Source organism: Ruegeria sp. G10 (assembly GCF_056533645.1).
The window spans coordinates 75,749-95,647 of record NZ_JBQFOQ010000015.1 but is presented as its reverse complement, the minus strand read 5'-3'; the positions used below and the strand labels follow the sequence as shown (position 1 = coordinate 95,647).

The window sequence follows — 19,899 nt, the reverse complement described above, 5'->3', positions numbered from 1 at the left end:
GCAAAACCGCCGCATAATCAATCTAACCAGATGAGCCACACTCTCTCTTAGATCAGAGCGCCATCTGTCCCAAAATCTCTGACGACGGACATTGATTGTAGTAGGGAGTTGGTCGACATAAACCTGCATCGGGATGCCCGCTTTCTGGCAGACAAGTGCACCGTAGATCATTCCGAACATGAACCCCTGCCGAACCGTGAAGAGGCCGGCAAAGAGCGCGGCAAGTGCCGCTGGTTTCTCTCCAACATGGGCGGACTTTCCACCCAATTCTCTGATGATACTGCCATAGCGGCCCCAAGTTCCGGCACTGCCCACCGTAAGGATTGTGGTTTCGTCACCACCAATGCCGGAAGGGTAAGCATTGATCATGCCCAGCATGTAGCCAGCTCCCTGTCCCTCAAGGATGACGACCAGTCTATCGGCATCCGAGGTATCGCCCGTGCTCATGTCACAGATGGTCTTACCATTTAGCGAGTCGCTCAGCCCGTTGACCAGTTCAATAGTTTCTCTGTGGCTCTTGACACAGATGATCACAAAATCAGACGTCGCAATGGCATCATTCGGTGAAGAGCGGATCGTGGCTCCAGCCCCACCAAAAATCTCTGCCTTTGCCAACGTGCGGTTCCAAACGCTGACTTCGTGGCCTGCCTTGAGCAAGCAATGCGCCAGCGCTGAGCCCATATTGCCCAGTCCCAAAACAGCAATTTTCATGATGTTTGCCTCCGGTGGTCGCCAATGAATTACTGCAACAGCATGCGCCGGCATCTGGGGATCCCCTAGTTGTAAATTTTCTATATTGTTAGATGGTCTTACTTATGGATTGGCGCGCGCTTCCCTCGTTGACATCTCTCAGAGCCTTCGCCGCCGCTGCCGAGTTTCGAAATCTGACCCGGGCGGCAGAGGCACTGAACGTGACCCATTCCGCAATCAGCCAGCAAATCCGCGGGCTCGAACAACATCTCGACACTCGGCTTATCACTCGTACCCGACATGGCATTTCTCTGACATCGCAAGGCGAATTCCTGTCAGCTGGCCTGCTTGAAGCCTTCGCTGAAATGGCCTCCGTAACCGAGAGCGTGTCGAGTGCAGAGGCGGTTCGACCGTTGGCAGTTAGCGCGACTCCGATGTTTTCCAGCGCGTTCCTCATGCCGCGTTTGTCGACGTTTATTGACGAATTCCCCAATATTGAATTGAGGATCGATTCAACGATCCAGGCTGTCGACCTCAAACCGGGCGGAATTGATATGGCCATCCGATATGGAACGGGTCACTGGCAAGGGCTTGTCTCGCAGATGCTGCTGCCAGGCTGTCTGACGGTCGTCGCGTCCCGCGAACTAGTCGGAAACCGGGTGCTCACGAATCCTGCAGAATTGCTTGATTTCACGCTTCTTCAGGAACAAGCGTCAGTCGAGTTTGATCTGTGGTTAGAAAAGGTCGGAGTTCCGACCGACGCCGACCGGAGAGTTGTCCGCGTACCGGGCAATATGCTGCTAGATGGCATCCGTCGCGGTGATGGTATCGGGGCGACGGTCCCGGCTTTTGTTTCTGACGAGTTGAAGTCGGGACAACTTCTGGCGCTGTTCGACGATCCAATACCTCAGATCGGCTACTACCTTGTCACTTTGCCCGGCCCGGTTCGACCGGCGGCAAAGCTGTGCATGCAGTGGCTCTCGAAATCAATTACCGAATATGAGAAAAGCCTTTTCCGATGGACGCCTTCTCACTTGCTGTAGGCAATAAAGAGCACCGACTAGAGTCAAATTGGGTCTGACTTGCCGTACATGACTGTGCGAACAGTGCGTAAATTGGTGCCGGATATGGTCATGTTCCCGCAACTTGGCGTTCATAATCCGCGCCATCATACCAACCGAGCGATTTGGTGACCTTCAGGTTGTCGTCTAGGTCCCATTCTTCCCAGCCCGAGAAACGAACGTGGTTACCGGTTTCTTTATGATGGCCTTCGAAAGTCCACGCATAGACCATGTGGTGATCGGCGACGAGAACCGTATCTAGGTTAAGAACGAGGTCTGGGAAGTCAGCCATAAATCCCGCCGCCATGTCGCCAATCTCGGTCCGGCTCTTCATTGGCTCGCCACCGTTCATTATCATTATTGTATGTTCAGCATATCTTCCGGCGACATCGCCTGACGCCCGGTTTGTCCAAGCAGCGCAGTGATCTTGTGCCATGCGGCGGGCGGTTTGCACATCAGGTGTCATCTATATCTGCATTTCCTAAAAGTCGTGAAAATATATGGTTGCAGAAACGTTAATCGGACCTCTCAAAGCAATCAAGTTTGCTTAACATCGCTTCTCAACGACGGCAGGCTTGTTCGCCTCACGGCCATCCGCTTGTTGAAATTGCGGCGTTTTATACGAACGACAGTTCTCGGAAAGCCGATGGGTGAACTCTTAGAGATATCTAATGTCGGCTGTGGGCCGTCGACGAAGACGGCCCTGCGAAGTTAAATTTCAATGGCTTCAGCGATGGCCAGAGCATCCTCTAGTTCAACACCTAGGTACCGGACTGTACTGTCCATCTTTGTGTGTCCGAGAAGTAGTTGCACTGCCCGAAGGTTGCCCGTCTTTTTGTAGATCTGGGTGACCTTTGTTCTTCGCATTGAATGAGTACCGTAAGCACTCGCTTCGAGACCGATCGAAGTGACCCACTCGCGGACGATCCGCGCATATTGGCGGGTTGAGATGTGCAGTCGCTCATGGAGGCGACCTGGCCACAAATATTCTGACCCGACCATTAGCTCATCCTCCATCCATTTCTCAACGGAAGCTCGCGTACTTTCGGAAACCTCAAAGCGAACAGGTTTCTGCGTTTTGCTTTGCAGTACCGAGGCACGTTCCTTGATTTGACCAGATGCCATCACATCGACGACTTTCATCTTCACGAGATCGCACCCCCGCAGCTTGCTGTCGATCGCCATATTGAACAGCGCTAGGTCGCGGTGGTTCTCGGCCAATTCAAGTCGAACACGGATCGCCCAGACATGCTTTGGCTTCAGCGGTCGTTTCTGACCCACGATGCGGCCCTTGTTCCATGCGGGGCGAAGTGCGCGAATGGCTGGTAGGTTTGGTGTTTCCATGACTGATCCTCCGATCCGCCATGCCCTCCCAAAACGACAACCCGACGTTGACGAGGCACCATATCACGGATTGCTGCGCAGCCTCTGAGGTCCGAAAGGAGTCCAATGGTACGGATGCTGCGGCGGAGGTGAAAGGCAGCTTTTTTCGCATTTTACGCTACAATCAATTGCGAGCAGGGCTTCATTTTCCATACACAACACTAATGGCGTCACGACGCGTCACATTCTAGAAACGCCTCCTTGCGAGGTTAGAAAGCATGCGAGGGAGCCGATCAGCCCTGTGGTTCAACACTCGCATATCAACAAAGTGGGCATTTTGGCTCCTAACTTCCAAATTTATTCCAATTCCGCGACATGTTCTTGATTGTGAACAAGAACTGCGCTGTAGATTATTGACGAAAAGCGGTTCTTGGTCTTGGAAGGTTTGCGATTGGAAAAAGGCGACAGGTTTGATGCCGAGAAGTTAGAAGCAATTGGTGGCTTGTCCGGCCTAACTGATGCGTCTCATGACGAATTGGCGGACTTCAGCCTTGATTTGCAAAGCTATGCAGATGTCCCGGATTTTTGGTCCGGCGAAATCCCGGTATGGCTAGGTCCACCGGTTGAAAGAGAGGCTTGTTCGTTTTGGCCGCTTGTTTCCAGACACGAAGGGATGGTAGCGTTGTCTTCCTCGCGAGACAGGCGTCTGTTTCGGGTTTGTGAGCGCGATCTGTTTAAGGCGATCAAGGAAAAAACCGGCTCCGAGTTGTCTCCATCAGAGTTGCGTCTAGCAACAGACTTTGCGCAGGGGCTCAGCTTGAGTGCCAGCGCTGAGAGCGGCGGTGTCGCCACCAGCACCAGGCGCAAGCAACTCCAGAATCTGTTTCGCAAGCTAGGCGTCGGCAGTCAGGTAGAACTCGTTGCATTGATTATTCGTGCAATTGATCAGTTTATAGCGGAACTCTCGGCAGATAGTGGGTTATTTTCGCCTTTCTCTCCGGGTGCAAACACCTTCTTTTCGCGCTACCAGAAATACTTGCCTGATGGAGCGAGATTCGGTGTCATTGGTGGACCTGAAGGCCGTCAAGTCCGCTATCTCGACATAGGACCGTCAAACGGACGACCGGTGCTTATCCTGCACTCTATGGTCTTTCCTAACATCAGCACCGAAGATGTTGCGCAGTTCAATAGTCTTGGGTGGCGCACTTTTTGGCCAATTAGACCTGGCTGCCTGGAACGCACAACACACCGTCGCCTCAATTGGCAACTCCACTGTGACCACGTCGTGGAGGATATGCGATTGTTGATTGAAGCTGTGACGGATAAACCGATACCAATTCTCTCGCTTGTTTCCGCAGCGGCATACGCGGTGAGCTTTTCAGAGGCCCACCCGCGCCGGGTCCGACGCCTTGATTTTGTCGCGACTTGCTTCAGTTCCGGAAAAAACGGTCCAGAAGACTACTTCTTTGATCGGATGATGCACAAATTGGCCAAAAACGGTCGCGTTGCTGCGATAGCGGTTGCACATTTGGCACGCAGCATAGGGAACAAAAAGCAACTTGAAGTGACAACGCGTCGAGTCTTTGGGGATAGTGGTGTGGATCAGAGGCAGCTGGATGAGGAATTCGGCTCGGAAAAACGGCGCGAGCGCTTTGAAATGGCATCCTTAGGTTCCTTGGACTCAATGCGATTGGACTATTTCTCTCAAATACATTTTTCTTGGGATAGAGCGCGCCATCTGCCTCATCCCATCAGCTTCTGGCACGGTTCCGAAGATCGTGTAAACAATTTTGCACAAGTTAGTCGGCTGTCCAGAACAGTCGCAAAAAAGAACCCGTACGCAGTTTCGGGCCTTGGCCATCTGACTCAGGGTGTACCTATGCGCGCGGCTTACCAAGCTATCGCAGAAGACTTTTAGCCGCAGGGCGGTCGAATACTCTAAATGGGGTATGCTTGGCATTTCCTCTTTGAATTTTAGCTCACGCCTCAATACCGGTTGTTCACACATGAAACCTTTTGCTCTAGCCGCAGCAGAATGCGCGCGTCGGTAACACCTGTTACCTATTTATGAAATCTGGAGAGATGAAATGAGACACTTTACATTGGCAATCGTTGCAGGTTTGGGCTTGGCCGCTTGCGAGACAACAACAGTTGGAACAGCTCAAACTGGGGGATTTTCTGCAATCCTGGATAAACCACTTACGAGGGATGAAGGAACAGTGACAATAAATTCGGATGGTACTCTAACCGGTACACTCAACGGTCGTGCTGTGAACTTCACATGGACAGAAGAAAACGGCCTTTTCTGTAACGGAGGGACTGTTGGTTCCAAGATTGTTCCACGTACTTGTGAGTCTCTTGTGATAGATGACGGTAAGGTATCTTTTGTAGACCAAGATGGAACCGTTTCCACGACCTATACGATTGGGTGAACCATCATTCCTTCGGAGCCGACACGTTCCTAACATTGTCACGCATAGCGTAAGCAAAGCCCCTTGCCGCCATAGGCGGTGCTGAGCCACAGAGAACCGCGCCGCAGGCGTGGGTGGGCGCAGGCAGTGCTTTGCGGAGCGAGCATGTCGATACAAGTCAGGTCGGCTTCCGAGGGGAAGCTGTGCCTGCGTATGAGTGCTTGGTGCGATTGCTATCACGAGAAGTTGAAAGACGCGCATCGTTTCAACCGTTTTAACAAGAACTCCAAAAAAAAAGGATGGGCCCTTTCTGGTCGTTTTCCGAACTACCGGTTGCGCCAGGAATTAACCGACTTTGACGCCGCCTCTGCCTTTAAGCAGCCCTTGGGGCAGCCGCAGCAAGAGCTCACTTGGTCTGCATCCTGTGGGTTGGGACAGACACAAATTTTGGCAGCGCAGCAAATGGCCGCTAAGCGCGCTGCAGGCGCGGAATTCGTTTGCTGTGCTCAAAGTCGACTCTGGGCGGGTCTACATCTAAGACGGGTCCGCCTGCTGCCAAGACGCCGCGCTTGCTCCAATGTTAGCCAGAAAGCCCAAAGTGAGGGATGCTGCAAAGTGAACGAGTGGCAGTTTCGGCAGGTGGAGGCAACTCGTGTCGGTCGGATTTACGAGTTTTTCAACACAATCAGCATGTTCCAAAGATGCTGCGGTCGGCGCCAATAGAAAACTTCGTTTTCTGAAAAGGTTTTGCTAGCGTGGCCGGCTGCAAAAAGGTCTGATCTACTGTGATAGTATTTTGATCCCTAGCCCGCCGAGAAAGATGCCAGCCGCTCGGTCAACCATTTTGGACGCTTTTGCGTAGGCGTTCCGCAGGCGCTCGATGGAAAACGCAAACGCGACCAAACTGTACCAAATGAACTCGTTTAGGAAGATCACCATAACAACCCAGAATAACAGTTCAGCCGCTGGTTCGCGCGGTAGCAGGGTCGTCAGGATGGAACCCATGAAAATCACGACTTTTGGGTTGGAAAGCTGAATCATCAGGCCTTTGAAAAACGCACTGACGGCCGGTGACCTTGAGGCGATACTTTTCCCATCAACGGCTTTCATGCCGGGGCTCGTCAGTAGCTTAAACCCCAGATAGATTAGATAAAGAGCGCCAGCGACTTTCACGACCAGATAGATCCAGGGCACGGTGGTAAACAGTATATTGAGCCCGAAGATTGCGGCGACTGCCCATATGATCGATCCAACGCCGAAACCAAGCGCGTTCAAGATGTCGGCCTTTCTGGAAGACGATATAGACGTTTGCGTCACAACAATCAGGCTCGGCCCTGGGCTGACAACGGCCAGCAGGTGAAAAAAGCCAAAACCAGCAAGAGTGAGGAAAAACTCTAAATTGTACAATGAACTGCCCTCCGTTGATCCGGTGTCGCATATTGCCATGGGACAGAGAGATATCCAGCGCGAACTCAGATGGTACTGTTTGATCAGCGATGGCTGCTTCTCAGATTGTCTATGAACGTAGACACCATCTGGATACCTTTCAGGATTTTTTTCCCCGTATTCGATCCTTATGTGTCTTCTTAGTAACCGATAGGTACGAGTGGCTTAGTAGAGTTGTAAAGAAGGATCGCCGCAGCAATTGAGGGTCGCCGACCCCTGGTATTCCTCATGATCCAGATGCCCAAATTACCGGATCATGCTGCGGCGAAACACCTACGGATGCGGTAGACACCTATCAGGACGCGCTATGACGGGCCTATAGTTTCTGGCGTATGCAGGGCTGTGCTATGAAATTGGTATTCAGCGCAGGCACAGTCGAAGGCTAGGTCAATTGCATTAGGTTATCAAAACGTTAGTGCCCTTTGGGCAATGCTCCTGCCAAACCGCTCGCATCCGTGATTTCGACATGCCCATATTTGCGCTTGATGTATCCGAGGCTTTCCAACTGCTCCAAGGCAATACCAACGCGCCTGCGGGCGATGTCGCAAAGCGATGCAAGTTCAATTTGTGAGACCGAGATTGTACCACCCCAACCGGGGCCACCCGCACTCAGTCTCACCAAGCATGTGGCCACGCGCGCGGTGGGATCCTCGGTGCGTAGCATTTCGATGGTGTTGAACCCCATGCGCATGTTGGTGTTCACCATATCTGCCAGGTTGCGCCAGAGAATGGGGTGAGCTTCGCATAACATCATCAAAGTGCTGCGTGTCAGCCGCAGCACTTCGCTGTCGCGGCCCGCGATCAGCTCGAATTTCCGGGGCTCACCCGAAAGTGCAGCCATATCTCCGATCCAACCTCCCGGACCGCCGCAGTGCAACAGAGTGCGCCCTTCGCGCAGGTGGAGCAGGTGCAGATCAATGCGACCGGAAATGACACCGTATATTCCACCGGCCTCATCTCCTGCGCGGTAGATGGATTGATCTTGCTGCAAAGTCAGCCGATCACACTTTGCGATCACTTCGCTTTTCAGATCATCGGGCGCGGAGGCCAGCCATCGTGCTTGAATCGGAGGTGCCATTCAAAAAAAAAATCCCAACATTGTGCATCGCGGAACAATCTGAGCAATCGGATCGGGCAATACAAGGCGATTATTAGCGCGCATGCTTTGCGCCAAGCGGTACAACCAATTTACTTACAGGTGTCAGCATCTTCTCGTGCTGTAGGACGAACAAATGAAAGCGAAACAGCCAGATCCTGCGACGGAACGGGACATTCGGCTTTATCTGAAGAAGCACACAGAATTTCTGGTCAAGGATATGGGAATTGAAGCCGCCGGTGCGTTGACAGGCAAATCCAAAGCAACGCTGGGCCGCTACTATTCGCGAAACGCTGAGTATAGCGATAGGCTTATGCCTTTGACTTCAGTTGCTATCCTCGAACAAGTATCCAGTTTTCCGTATGTTACCGAAGCCATCAGAGAGTTTCGGGGGCACGGCGAAGAAGGAAGGCGCATTCGGCTGAACGAGCTGAACAAGCTTGGATTGCCGCATCAGATCATCGCCCTCAGCCAGCAATTCGCCAAACTAATGTCTGTTACCAACGCGGTAAATGACACCAACGCTCCGACAGCGCGCGAAGCTCAGGATACACTGAGTGAGGTTATGGCTCTGCAGCGTATCCTCGTTGACTTGAAATCATATCTCAGTGGCGTCGGTGACTAGTTTCAATGCAGACGGGTCCGCATACTGCTTTGGGGGGAAGCTGGCTTGACCATACCAATACGTAACCGAAAGACAGTCAACACTTCGAATTTCATACGATCCTGGAAAATGGAGATTCTCTAATGGTTAGAACCAATAAACCAAATCAAATTCTACCACGCCTGAGGCTTGCGCTGCTATCGATCTGCATAGCCCTGACTGGCGGACACGCTTATGCGTGTACCGGGATCATTCTAAGCGCGGCAGATGGCGCGATTGTTCCGGCCCGGACTATGGAGTTCGGTGTTGATGTGCAGTCGGACCTGTACGCGGTACCTGCCGGAACCGAGATCACCACATTGCAGGCCAACCCCGACGAGACTGGCTTCACCTACACCACAAAATATGGGTTTCTGGGCGCGAATGCCTTTGGATACCCGATCATTGTGGATGGTATGAATACTGAAGGCTTGTATTTCGGTATCTTCTATTTTGCAGGAGATGCTGTCTTTGGCGAGGTCAGCGATGAAAACCGCGGCCGCGCGGTGTCCTCGGAAGAGCTTGGGAACTGGGTTCTGGGGCAGTTCAGTTCAGTTGAAGAAGTGCGCGAGGCGATTTCGACCATCGAATTGGTCGGCAGCCATATTGATGTCATCGGAAGCTACGCCCCGGTCCATTATACGGTCGTTGATGCATCCGGCGCAGCGATTGTGATCGAGCAGACCGACGAGGGGCTCAAGGTCTTTGACAATACGGTCGGCGTCATCACCAACAATCCAACCTATGACTGGCATCTGACCAACCTGCGCAATTACCTCAATATCCGTCCGGAAAACCGCGAACCGATCACCGTTGGCAGTGAAACACTGTCAGCCTTTGGCGAAGGGACTGGCATGCTTGGTCTGCCCGGTGATTTTACGCCGCCGTCCCGTTTTGTACGCGCGGTTGCGTTTAAGGAAACCGTCCTTCCGACGGAAACGGCAGCTGAGACGATCTTTCAGGCGTTCCACGTTCTGAATATGTTTGATATCCCCAAAGGGGCCGTGCGCGCGCCAACGCCTGAAGGCGTTCATACAGACTATACGGTTTGGACTGCAGCCTCTGACACCCGAAACCGCGTGTATCACTTCAAGACCTACAAGTCTCAAACGGTGCAGAGTGTAGATGTCAAACAAGCGCTGGAAGGTCTGACGGCCCCCAAATTCGTGCCGTCCGAGACCGGCTTTGTCATTAACGACCGAACAGGGGATTTCTAAAACTCTCTGGATTCAGGACCACCGTGCTTCAGCCGTGGGCTGGGGCACGTTGACTCTCCCATACCTGCACACATCGATGAACGAATGACGGCAAAGTCCGCGATCTGTAATTCGTATGACGGTTCGTTTTGCTTGTGCAGCGAATGGTCGGTTTGACGGACCGCGTTGCAGCATCCTCAAGGTCGGTCGAAGGTCTGGATTGGGCCGTCCTGAGCCCTAGGAATGGGGACTTTTAGAACGAACTTAGCATCGCCTCTGGAGTCTGTTCAGAGACCCATGGCGACGGATGCACAAAGGTCTGCTCTTTGGACGGCCGCTGGAAACGTGAAAAAATTCAACCGGGTTCCGCAGGTTGTTTGTGGCAGAAGATAATTTAATGCCAATGATGGCGTCATAGCCGGTGACACAAGCGACCGTCATTTTAAGATTTCGTGCTTCGCCGCGGGGGATCACTTTTCGAGCAGCACAACTGACCATGCAGGCGGCCCCAAAAAGGCGCTCACGACCGACTGAAACTCTGACTTAGCGACTGGAGAGCTTAAAGATCAATGCGGAAGGCCTCTACCCCGATCCCGTCTTCTGCGATCAATGCGGTTCCATCACGAAAGTAGCCTCTGTTGAAATCCGTGCATTCTTCCGCCGCAAGTAACCCCTTGAACCCACAGCTCAATGTCACTCTTACGTTGCACCTGCGTCCGGTGCAGCCCAGTATGTCGATGCGTGACACGTAATATGAATTGCTGGATCCGGTTAGGGCCTTCATCGTGCAATAATTGTTCGCATAGTAAATGCGCCCTCCCGTCATCAGGAAACCCCCTGACGAGGGCAAAACTTTGAGGCGCTGGCAATACTCCCGAACAAGTGTGTCCGCCGCGGCGTCGACGAGGTTGTCGAGGCGTGTATCCCTGCTGAAATAAGGGCCGGGCGCGCCGGCGAGATTCTGGCGATCCTGTTCTGCCTGCTCTCTTATCTGGCGATCTGCCTCGCGCTGCGCAGCCGCTTCGGCCTTCTCGCGCTCCTCAGTCTGCAGCCTTTGCTGCTCCGCTCGCGCGGCCCGTCGCTCGGCTTCGACCTGTTGCGCATGTTCGGCCAGAACCTCATCCGCCCGTGCGTGACCCTTCGCTGATGCCTCCTCCAGAAAGGCGATGCCCTTCGCTACATCATAGGGATAGCCTTTGATACGCCCGGTTCTAGTTACGATCCGCTTGTGATTGAAGGCGCGGTGCCCTTCCCCCGATAGAAGTGCTTCTCCGATGATAGTCAGCGCTTCTGGATTCCCGTCAAGCGCCTGAAGGATCAGCAACTCGCTGTCCAAAGGAGAACTGCCTTCCCAAGCCTCGATCAACTGGATACTTGCTCTGTGTCCCTCATGCCGCTGCACATTAAGTGGCCCATATCCAGGGAGTTGCCTACCTCCGTCAGGCTGCGCGGTTGAGCCATAAACTGCCTTTGCCGCCCGCGCGGACAGATCATAGGCGCCAGCCATGCGCTGGCTATGCATATATCGCCCCACGAATTCAAAGAAGTCGCGGTTGTCGTTGGGGGCAGGGGCCTGTCCCGCAACAACGATGGCGAGTGCCCGTTCCCAGTAGTCGTCTTCGCGAATGCTGTTGCCTAGGGCAACGTATGCCAGGAGCGCTGCATTCGGATTGGCTGCAATCGTTACGTCGTTCAAAAGCGGTAGCATCTGTTGCGCCGCCTGTCGAACCACCTGATCGACCTCGGCAGTGGCCATCACCTGAGCGAGCTCTTCAATTGCTTGCTCTGGGGCAACTCCCGAGAAATCGCAGTTGATATTGTACTGATCCGGTAAGGAGCAATTCTGTGCCAAAACCGGAGTGGACAAAACAAACAGGACTAAAGGCAGACAACGCGAAAAGACACAAAACCGAAATGACATAAGTTTAGCCGTACAGCTTAAGGTTTCCCCAGTCCAGTAGAAGCGGTCCTTGGATGCACCTACCTTGAACGGCAGCAATGTCCTACAGAGCGTCAGTTCACACCGGTTGAATCGAACGCCAAGCGTAGAAAGCCGGCCACGTATTGAGAAAGCCAATGTACCAATCAAATGTACACGGTTGTAGGCGCAAACGGCCATCTTATCGCTGTAACGGCGGTTGGCCCTCTTACGGGCCAGCCGATCCATTAACACATAGGATTCGAATTTCTAAAACATCCGCTATTGCGGGACCTAAGGCGCTCGATATTGTGCTTCCATGCGGCCCCCAACCGGAACAGATGCTAAGGTGTCTACTTCACTGTTATCTTTATTGGATCACCATGAACTTTGACGGTTTCCTTCCCAGGTTTTTCGGCGACGAAAATGGTCTCGTACGCAGGTGTCCATCCGCCGCAGGAACCGCTTTTCCTTACGCCTTGCTTTCCAAATCTGATGCTGCCGGTGGTTAGTTTGGCCTCGATGTCCGACTTGCTCTTCGCCAGTTCAGCTTTGGTCGGCAATTTGCCGCATTCGCCTCGGCGACCGTGAATGACCATTGCCTGTCCTACCTCTAGGTTAACTTTCTTTTGATATTTGATTTGATTGCTACTGTCGGCGAAAGCAGCTGAAGAGAACGCAAAGAGGGTAAGCAACAGAGCGCCGCTTTCAATTAGTTTTGCTGAAGGCATAGTGGTTTTTTCCCGTTTTCAGAACCCTTATTGATCAGCCCCACCTAAGTGGTCCAATTTGATTGTTAGCGCATGACCGGCCTTTGGTCCATCTGGATGATGGTTTCGGGAGCCGGAGGGCGGTAGCCCAGAGCACTATGCGGTTTGTGGTTTGCGGAAGGTAAGAATCTACGCACAAGTTGCACCATCTCTTGCGGCTGCATCTCGTGAAGACAATCGAAGTAAAATGCCTGGCATACATCTTCAGCGCCGAGGAGTTTCGCGTAAACAAGACCGTTTATGAAACCATAGGCATGAGCGATTATCATATCATCCGCAAAGTCTAGAATGTCATGCCCAGTGCCAAACCCTAGGAAGTCAATTGTTGCCTCTTAGGGGCAGATATCTGGGATCTTTGCGTCTGCCACCTGAGATAAACTTAAGATGGTTACACAGGCTAGTGATCGAACAATGTGCGATAGACGTTCCATTCTCAATCCTTGAATAGTCCCATATCGTAAGGCTTATGTACGATACGAAAGCCTAGAGGTTTGGTTGTTCGAATTGAGTACAAGAAAGTGCGCACTTCAGAAGATGCAGACCTTGACCAATCTACCACCTGCGGAAGCTCTGTCCGCTTTTTTCTCATTCGTGGATCTCCAGGTTTCGCTTTCACAGCGAATGGCCGCTAAGCGGACTGCGACCGCAGCATAGAGACAACGCGCTGGATGTCGGCTCCGGGCCGTCTTACACGATCAACTGACGGCTGGGCAGGGGACGTTGCTGCAATAGTACCGAGGTCCGCAAGGAGCCCACTTTGACCGATGCTGCGCTGCGCACTAACGTCTGTTGTTCGAGAAGTGCCAACGCCGTTGCAAAATCAAACCGAGTTGCGCCCAAGGCTCTTGGATCCTCGGTTTGCGAAGACTCATCACTGGCCACTAAAAACCGTACAATTGATTTTTTTGGCCCTTTGAGGCACTTGGGCCGGATGCGATTTCTTTTTGTCTTATCAACCCTGCTGGCTTGCCTGTGTGCATCCGTCCTCTTTTGGGGGTCGCATTCCTACTTCAAGTCACAAGAACTGGAAAAGGCAGCGGCGCGCCTGACGCTCTATCGCAGCACAGTCGCTGCGACCCTGGAACACTTTACGCATTTGCCGTTCCTGCTCTCGCAAGACCCGGTTGTTATCGAGACAGTCAAAGGTGGGGATACAAGCGCTCTGAACAAGCGTTTGGCGCGGTTTGCACAAAGTGCAGGCATTGACGCGATCTATCTGATGAATGCTGAGGGATTGACAATCTCGGCATCCAATGCTCGTTCACCGAATAGCTTTGTTGGCCAGAATTACGCATTTCGCCCCTATTTTCAGGCAGCACTCAATGGCGAGCTTGGTGAATTCTACGGCATTGGTGCCACAACAGGTATTCCCGGGTATTTCTATGCAATGGCTGTGCGGCCGGAGCGCGCCAAAAATAAAGGGGTGATTGCCATCAAGCTGGACCTGTCGGTCCTTCAGGACAGTTGGCAGGCGTCTGGAGAACGGATTATTCTGTCCAATTCGGATGGGGTGGTTCTTTTGGCTTCCAATCCGAATTGGCGGTATCGTACGTTAGAGGCCCTTGCACCGGACCAACGCGAACGCATCGTAGCGGCGCGTCAATTTGCCGAGGAACGGCTGACACCGCTGGACTGGACGCCGAACCTGCCCAACCAGACCGTGAGCATTGAAGGCGAACGCTACCTGTATCTGCGGACCAGCAATCTGCCCAATTCCTGGTCGCTGCACCTGCTTGCGCCAGATGACGTGGCCGTCACCCGAGCGTGGCTTACGACAGGCGCGATGGCGCTGCTTGGGGGTGCGCTGCTGCTGGGCTGGCAAATGCGCCGCGTGCGCAAGATCGGGGCGGCTCTCGTGCGTTCAGAGAATGAGGAGGCAACGCTTCGTTCGGCAAACGAAAGACTGGCCATTGAGATCGAGGAACGCAGGACGGCAGAAAGAAACCTGAAAAAGACGCAGGCTGAGTTGGAGCGGGCGGGACGACTGGCAGCTCTGGGTCAATTGGCGTCGTCTGTGACGCATGAGCTGGGTCAGCCGATTGCCGCGATGCGCAATCAACTGGCAGCCTCGGAGATGTCTTCAGGACCATCAGGGCTGGGCGCAAAGATGCAGGAACTTGTTGCCCGGATGGAGGACATCACCCGTCAACTGAAATTCTTCTCCCGAAAGGGGCGCGATCAGTTTGATGATGTGGACCTGGAACAGGTTGTGTCCGAGGCGCTGAATTTGCTGACTCCTAACATCGCTGCCGTGGCGGCGCAGATTACCTTCAATCCGCCAGACGCCAGTATCCGGTTGCATGGCAACAAACTGAGGCTGGAACAGGTCATCACCAATCTGGTGCGCAATGCGTTGGATGCGGTTGAAGGGACCAAGAACCGCCAGATCACCATCGGGTTAGGGGAAACCGGGGACATGATCTGGTTCGAGGTTTCGGATACGGGGCACGGCCTGGGCGGGCAAACGCTTGACGATCTGCGTGAACCCTTTGCCACGACCAAGGAAAGCGGCAAGGGTATGGGGCTTGGCCTCACGATCTCGGCGGGCATCGTATCGGATCATGGCGGTGTGTTGTCGGCAAAAGACCGGGAAGATGGAGGGGCGATCTTCCGGGCCGAGTTCCCAAAGACCCCTGAAGGATCAGCGTCGTGACACAATTTCGTATTCTTATCATTGACGATGATCGCATGATGCGCAGCTCGCTTGTTGATCTGATGGAGGCCGCAGGCTGGACCACCAAAGACTTGCCTCGCGCGACCGAAGCCGAACGCTGGCTGGGTCAATTCAACCCCGATGTGATCCTTTCGGATGTGCGCATGCCCGGCATGTCCGGCATTGAGCTTTTGCAAAGCCTGGATGACGCCCCGCCGGTGGTTCTGATCTCCGCCCATGGCGACATCCCGATGGCCGTAGATGCCATGACTTTCGGGGCCTACAGCTTTGTCGAGAAACCCTATGATCCAAAGCGGCTGCTGACGATCCTGACACATGCGGCGGAACAACACCAGATGCGGGAACGTAATCTTCGGCTCCGCTCTCGCCTGCATCAGTTGTCAGGTCTTGACCGGGTGCTGGTGGGGCAAACACCTGAAATGCAGCGCCTGCGCGATACGATCACCAATGTGGCCGACAGCGATGCCGCCGTTCTGATCCACGGAGAAACCGGAACCGGAAAAGATCTGGTTGCACGCGCATTGCATGATGTCTCAACACGCTGTGACGGCCCCTTTATCGCGGTGAACGCGGCGCAGTTCGGGGTTGAGCAACTGCCGCTTATCGTGCGTGCGGCGACGGGCGGGACATTGTTCCTGGATGAAATCTGCGCGTGCCCGATTGAGGTACAGTCAAGCCTGTTGCGCCTGATCGAAACCAAGGAATTCCTTGATCCGGCCAGAGGCGCACCGGAACAAGCGAATTTGCGAGTGGTCTCGGCCACCAATGTCAACACGGACGAGGCCGTTGAACAGATTGTGCTGCGTGCAGACCTGTTGTTTCGGCTGGATACGTTCGGCCTGAAATTGCCGCCGTTGCGCGCGCGTCTGGATGACATCGCATTGCTGGCAACCAAGTTCCTGACAGAGTTTGCGACGGTCTACGGGCTGGCGGCCCCAGAACTCACAGAGGAAGACATCACGGTCTTGCTGGCACATGGCTGGCCGGGCAACGTGCGTGAGCTGCGCAATGTCGTAGAACGCCGCGTGATTATGGCGCGACAGGGATGTGAGAGCATCGCCGAGGTCATGCCGGGCGGCCAGTTCGATGCCGCGTCCCGCCCCGGATTGCGTGAGGCGGTCGCGTCTTTTGAACGGCAGGTGATCGCCAAAGCCATCCAGACACATCAGGGTCGCATGGACGAAGTGGCCGATGCGCTGTGCATCGGACGCCGCACCCTGAACGAGAAAATCGTCAAACTGGGTCTCGACAAGGACGCCCTTTTGTAGCCTGCGGAATTCCGCAGGCATCGGCCTCGCTCCCACGCAATTTTCTTCATGAGTCCTGCCTCTTCAATTCTGGTTTGGTGCGCCCATCAAGCTGGAGGAGACAATTGATGCAAAAACTTCTTGGCCGTGCAACCGTTGCTGCCCTTGCGGTGGCCTTTGGTACAGAAGCGATGGCAACCGAGTGGAACGTATCGCTTTGGGGCAAACGCCGTGCCTTTACAGAGCATGTCGAAAAGCTGGCCGAACTTGTCAGCGAAAAAACCGGAGGCGAGTTCACGCTCAATATCAGCTATGGAGGCCTGTCCAAAAACCGAGAAAACCTCGATGGCATCTCCATCGGTGCCTTCGAAATGGCGCAGTTTTGCGCAGGCTATCACCGCGACAAGAACCCCTCGATTACCGTTCTGGAGCTGCCCTTTCTCGGCGTGACCACTCTGGAGCAGGAAGTGGAACTGTCGATGGCCGTTTATCAGCACCCAGCGACGGTGGCTGATCTGGGGCGCTGGAATGCGACATTGCTGATGCCGTCGCCCCTGCCGCAATACAACATCGTTGGTGTAGGCGATGCACCATCGACACTGGCAGACTTTGAAGGCCTGACCGTGCGCGCGACGGGCGGCATCGGCAAGGCGATGGAAGCCGTAGGGGCCGTACCGACATCCATGTCTGCAACCGAAGTGCGGCAGGCGATGGACAGCGGTGTCGTCAAGGCGGTCAGCTTTGCGCCGCACGCCCATATGTCTTTTGGCACAATCGAAAACGGCAAATGGTGGACGACCAACCTCAACCCAGGCACCGTGAACTGCCCGGTTGTCGTGAACACCGACGCCTTGAACGATCTGAGCGATGAACATCGTGATGCCCTGCTCAGCTCGGTTGATGCGGCGCTGGATCACTATGTCGCCAGCTACAATGGCAAGACCATGGAGGCCTGGGGGCCTGCTCTCGAAGAACGTGGCATTACCCAAGTGACGTTCTCGGATGACGAGATCGCTGCATTCAAAGAAGCCGCCGCCGCGCCAGCCGCTGCTGCCTGGATCGAACAGAACGCATCTGCGGGTCTGCCTGCACAAGAGCTTTATGACCTCGTGACCGGAATGATTGCGAAGACGAACTAAGCCGCCACTCACCCGGCCCTGCGCGTCTTCTCCCATCGTGTGGGGCCGGTCACTTTCCTTTTTCAGGTTGGATTTGTCCGATGGCAACAGCATCCCTTGTGCTGACCGATGACAGTATGATCAGCCGCCTCGATCAGGCGCTTTTGCGTTTTGAACGGGTCTTGGCCCTTTTAAGTGGGCTGGCGGTTTTCTCTCTGATGATCCTCGCAGTTGTGTCCGTTGGTGGCCGCAACGTCGCCAATACTCCTCTGCCGGGGTATGTGGACTGGATCGAGCAGGCAATGCCGCTCATCGCCTTTATGGGCGTCTCTTACGTGATGCGCGAGGGCGGGCATATCCGAATGGATATTTTGGTGGGCCACTTGCGCGGGCGGACGCTTTATACCGTCGAGTTGATCACGACCCTCGCCGTATTGGCACTGATGGTACTGATGGTTTGGGGCACCTGGGCGCATTTCGGGCGCAGCTTTGACTTTGCAGCGCCGATGTGGAGCCGCGATAGTTCCATGGACATCGCACTGCCGATCTGGCCTGCCAAACTGCTCGCGCCGGTCGCTTTCGGTGTTCTCTGTCTGCGACTAATCCTGCAAAGCCTGGCTTATGGCAGGGCCATTGTGACAGGCCGCGCCATCGCCGTCCCGCTGATCGCGGATGCCGCCAAACAAGCTCAGCTGGAAGCTGATCAGTTGAAGGATGATCCTGATGGAACCGATTGAGATTGGCCTTTGGGTCACGGGCGGTCTGCTCGTTCTCGTCATACTTGGTATGCGCGTGGCTTTTGCCGCCGGTCTGGCCGGGATGGTGGGCCTGATCTGGATTTTCTGGGCCAAGAAAGACTACGGTGCCGGTGATTTCGGTTGGGCCTTGAGCGTGGCTGTCAAAACGGCGGGGCAGGTGCCCCATTCCAAGGTTTCAAGCCAGGCCCTCTCGCTGATCCCGACTTTCATTCTGATTGGTTATCTTGCTTACTACGCAGGGCTGACCAAGGCGCTTTTTGAAGCCGCCAAACGCTGGATCGCCTGGGTGCCGGGAGGACTGGCTGTCTCGACCGTATTCGCAACCGCAGGCTTTGCCGCTGTTTCCGGAGCATCCGTGGCGACCTCAGCCGTTTTTGCCCGGATCGCCATCCCCGAGATGTTGAAAATAGGCTATGACAAGCGCTTTGCAGCGGGCGTCGTTGCAGCGGGCGGTACACTGGCCTCGCTGATCCCGCCCTCTGCCATTCTGGTAATCTATGCGATCATCGTGGAACAGGATGTTGGCAAGCTTCTTCTGGCGGGGTTCATTCCCGGTGCGTTTTCTGCCCTGATCTACGGGATGCTGATTGTCGGCATGGCGCTGACCATCAAAGGCTTCGGCCCACCAGTGAGTGGATTCACATGGCGCGAGCGTCTGGTATCGCTCCCCCCGGCGCTACCCATCGTCTTTGTGGTCGTGACTATCATCTGCTTTGTCTACAACCCTTTCGGTGGCGATGCCTGGGGCACGCCCACAGAAGGCGGCGCAATCGGAGCCTTTGTTGTATTCCTCATGGCCCTTTGGCGCGGTATGCGTTGGACTCAACTGAAAGATGCACTGCTTGAGACCGCCAAGCTGAGTGTCATGATCTTCACGATCATCTGGGGTGTGCTGATCTACGTACGCTTTCTGGGCTTTGCCGATCTACCTGGGGCATTTTCTGACTGGATCACCTCGCTCACCATGTCACCCATGCTGATCCTGATCTGCATTCTTCTGGCCTATGCGGTGCTGGGCATGTTCATGGACGCGATTGGGATGCTCCTTCTCACGCTCCCCGTCGTCTATCCGGCAGTCATGGCCTTGAACGGCGGAGAACTGGTCTCGGCCGCCGACAGCACATTCGGGATGAGCGGGCCGATGTGCGCGATCTGGTTCGGTATTCTGGTGGTGAAGATGGCCGAGTTCTGTCTCATTACACCACCCATAGGCCTGAACTGCTTTGTTGTGGCGGGCGTCCGAGATGACCTGTCGGTCCAGGACGTATTCAAAGGTGTGACGCCGTTCTTCATTGCAGATGCCATAACCATCGCCTTGCTCGTCGCCTTCCCCTGGATTGTGTTGTGGCTGCCCAGCTTGGCTTAGGAAAAAAACACCTGAAAGTCATTGCGGACGCCCTAACCTAAGAGTTGGGGTATCCTCATCCTGCGCCAAGTTGATAAAACTCATAGATTTCTTTGGCGGGCAGAAACGAGTGTTCCAGACACTACCCGTTTGGCCAAAGCCGACTTTGGCGCAGCCGCAGCGAATAGGAGCTTTGTCTGCCT

Annotated in this window: 17 protein-coding genes; 10 read left to right on the top strand and 7 right to left on the bottom strand. The window is 54.3% G+C overall.

The genetic code is table 11. From position 1 onward, the window contains the following. On the bottom strand, positions 1-765 hold a 765-nt coding region (locus ACR0KM_RS19370), incomplete at its 3' end, for an NAD(P)-dependent oxidoreductase (RefSeq protein WP_480865550.1). A 50-nt stretch (positions 766-815) separates the two neighbouring features. Between ACR0KM_RS19370 and ACR0KM_RS19365 the strand changes: the two genes are divergently transcribed. Further along, entirely contained in the window at positions 816-1,733 is a 918-nt protein-coding gene (locus ACR0KM_RS19365; RefSeq protein ID WP_480861124.1) for a LysR family transcriptional regulator, read from the top strand. 88 nt (positions 1,734-1,821) lie between these two features. On the opposite strand, the gene ACR0KM_RS19360 is transcribed toward ACR0KM_RS19365, so the two are convergent. Further along, the gene (locus ACR0KM_RS19360) at positions 1,822-2,217 is read right to left on the bottom strand and encodes a nuclear transport factor 2 family protein (protein WP_480861126.1); all 396 of its coding nucleotides are present in this window, start codon (positions 2,215-2,217) and stop codon (positions 1,822-1,824) included. Between the two features lie 245 nt (positions 2,218-2,462). Then, the gene (locus ACR0KM_RS19355) at positions 2,463-3,095 is read right to left on the bottom strand and encodes a tyrosine-type recombinase/integrase (protein ID WP_480861128.1); all 633 of its coding nucleotides are present in this window, start codon (positions 3,093-3,095) and stop codon (positions 2,463-2,465) included. Between the two features lie 430 nt (positions 3,096-3,525). On the opposite strand from ACR0KM_RS19355, the gene ACR0KM_RS19350 reads away from it, so the two are divergent. Further along, a complete protein-coding gene (locus tag ACR0KM_RS19350) occupies positions 3,526-4,992 on the top strand; it encodes a bifunctional helix-turn-helix transcriptional regulator/alpha/beta hydrolase (RefSeq protein WP_480861130.1) in 1,467 nt (488 codons plus the stop codon). A gap of 169 nt (positions 4,993-5,161) precedes the next feature. Beyond that, positions 5,162-5,506, top strand: a complete 345-nt coding sequence (locus ACR0KM_RS19345; protein WP_480861131.1) for a hypothetical protein — start codon at positions 5,162-5,164, stop codon at positions 5,504-5,506. 759 nt (positions 5,507-6,265) lie between these two features. Here ACR0KM_RS19345 and ACR0KM_RS19340 read toward each other — a convergent pair. Continuing rightward, complete coding sequence (locus ACR0KM_RS19340) at positions 6,266-6,892, bottom strand: LysE family translocator (protein WP_480861132.1); 627 nt, start codon at positions 6,890-6,892, stop codon at positions 6,266-6,268. A gap of 451 nt (positions 6,893-7,343) precedes the next feature. Further along, a complete protein-coding gene (locus tag ACR0KM_RS19335) occupies positions 7,344-8,009 on the bottom strand; it encodes a Crp/Fnr family transcriptional regulator (protein ID WP_480861133.1) in 666 nt (221 codons plus the stop codon). A 154-nt stretch (positions 8,010-8,163) separates the two neighbouring features. Between ACR0KM_RS19335 and ACR0KM_RS19330 the strand changes: the two genes are divergently transcribed. Both ACR0KM_RS19330 and ACR0KM_RS19325 read left to right on the top strand, forming a co-directional pair. Beyond that, positions 8,164-8,652, top strand: a complete 489-nt coding sequence (locus tag ACR0KM_RS19330) for a hypothetical protein (protein ID WP_480861134.1) — start codon at positions 8,164-8,166, stop codon at positions 8,650-8,652. 122 nt (positions 8,653-8,774) lie between these two features. Then, on the top strand, positions 8,775-9,887 hold the full coding sequence (locus ACR0KM_RS19325) for a linear amide C-N hydrolase (protein WP_480861135.1): 1,113 nt from the start codon (positions 8,775-8,777) through the stop codon (positions 9,885-9,887). A 538-nt stretch (positions 9,888-10,425) separates the two neighbouring features. Here the strand turns inward: ACR0KM_RS19325 and ACR0KM_RS19320 are convergent. Further along, the gene (locus ACR0KM_RS19320; protein WP_480861136.1) at positions 10,426-12,033 is read right to left on the bottom strand and encodes a hypothetical protein; all 1,608 of its coding nucleotides are present in this window, start codon (positions 12,031-12,033) and stop codon (positions 10,426-10,428) included. 104 nt (positions 12,034-12,137) lie between these two features. Further along, entirely contained in the window at positions 12,138-12,515 is a 378-nt protein-coding gene (locus tag ACR0KM_RS19315) for a hypothetical protein (protein ID WP_480861137.1), read from the bottom strand. A 970-nt stretch (positions 12,516-13,485) separates the two neighbouring features. Here ACR0KM_RS19315 and ACR0KM_RS19310 point away from each other — a divergent pair. The 5 genes from ACR0KM_RS19310 (at position 13,486) to ACR0KM_RS19290 (ending at position 19,717) form a co-directional block, all read left to right on the top strand. Further along, positions 13,486-15,207, top strand: coding sequence for a sensor histidine kinase (locus ACR0KM_RS19310; protein ID WP_480861138.1), 1,722 nt, complete (start codon positions 13,486-13,488; stop codon positions 15,205-15,207). After that, the gene (locus ACR0KM_RS19305; RefSeq protein ID WP_480861139.1) at positions 15,204-16,496 is read left to right on the top strand and encodes a sigma-54-dependent transcriptional regulator; all 1,293 of its coding nucleotides are present in this window, start codon (positions 15,204-15,206) and stop codon (positions 16,494-16,496) included. Before ACR0KM_RS19310 ends, ACR0KM_RS19305 begins: the two co-directional genes overlap by 4 nt. Before the next feature lie 107 nt (positions 16,497-16,603). Then, a complete protein-coding gene (locus tag ACR0KM_RS19300) occupies positions 16,604-17,614 on the top strand; it encodes a C4-dicarboxylate TRAP transporter substrate-binding protein (RefSeq protein ID WP_480861140.1) in 1,011 nt (336 codons plus the stop codon). An 80-nt stretch (positions 17,615-17,694) separates the two neighbouring features. Next, positions 17,695-18,330 (top strand): TRAP transporter small permease subunit, encoded by a 636-nt coding sequence (locus ACR0KM_RS19295; protein WP_480861141.1) that lies wholly within the window; start codon positions 17,695-17,697, stop codon positions 18,328-18,330. Further along, positions 18,317-19,717, top strand: a complete 1,401-nt coding sequence (locus tag ACR0KM_RS19290; protein ID WP_480861142.1) for a TRAP transporter large permease — start codon at positions 18,317-18,319, stop codon at positions 19,715-19,717. The genes ACR0KM_RS19295 and ACR0KM_RS19290 overlap by 14 nt, the downstream gene beginning before the upstream one ends. Positions 19,718-19,899 lie beyond the last annotated feature (182 nt).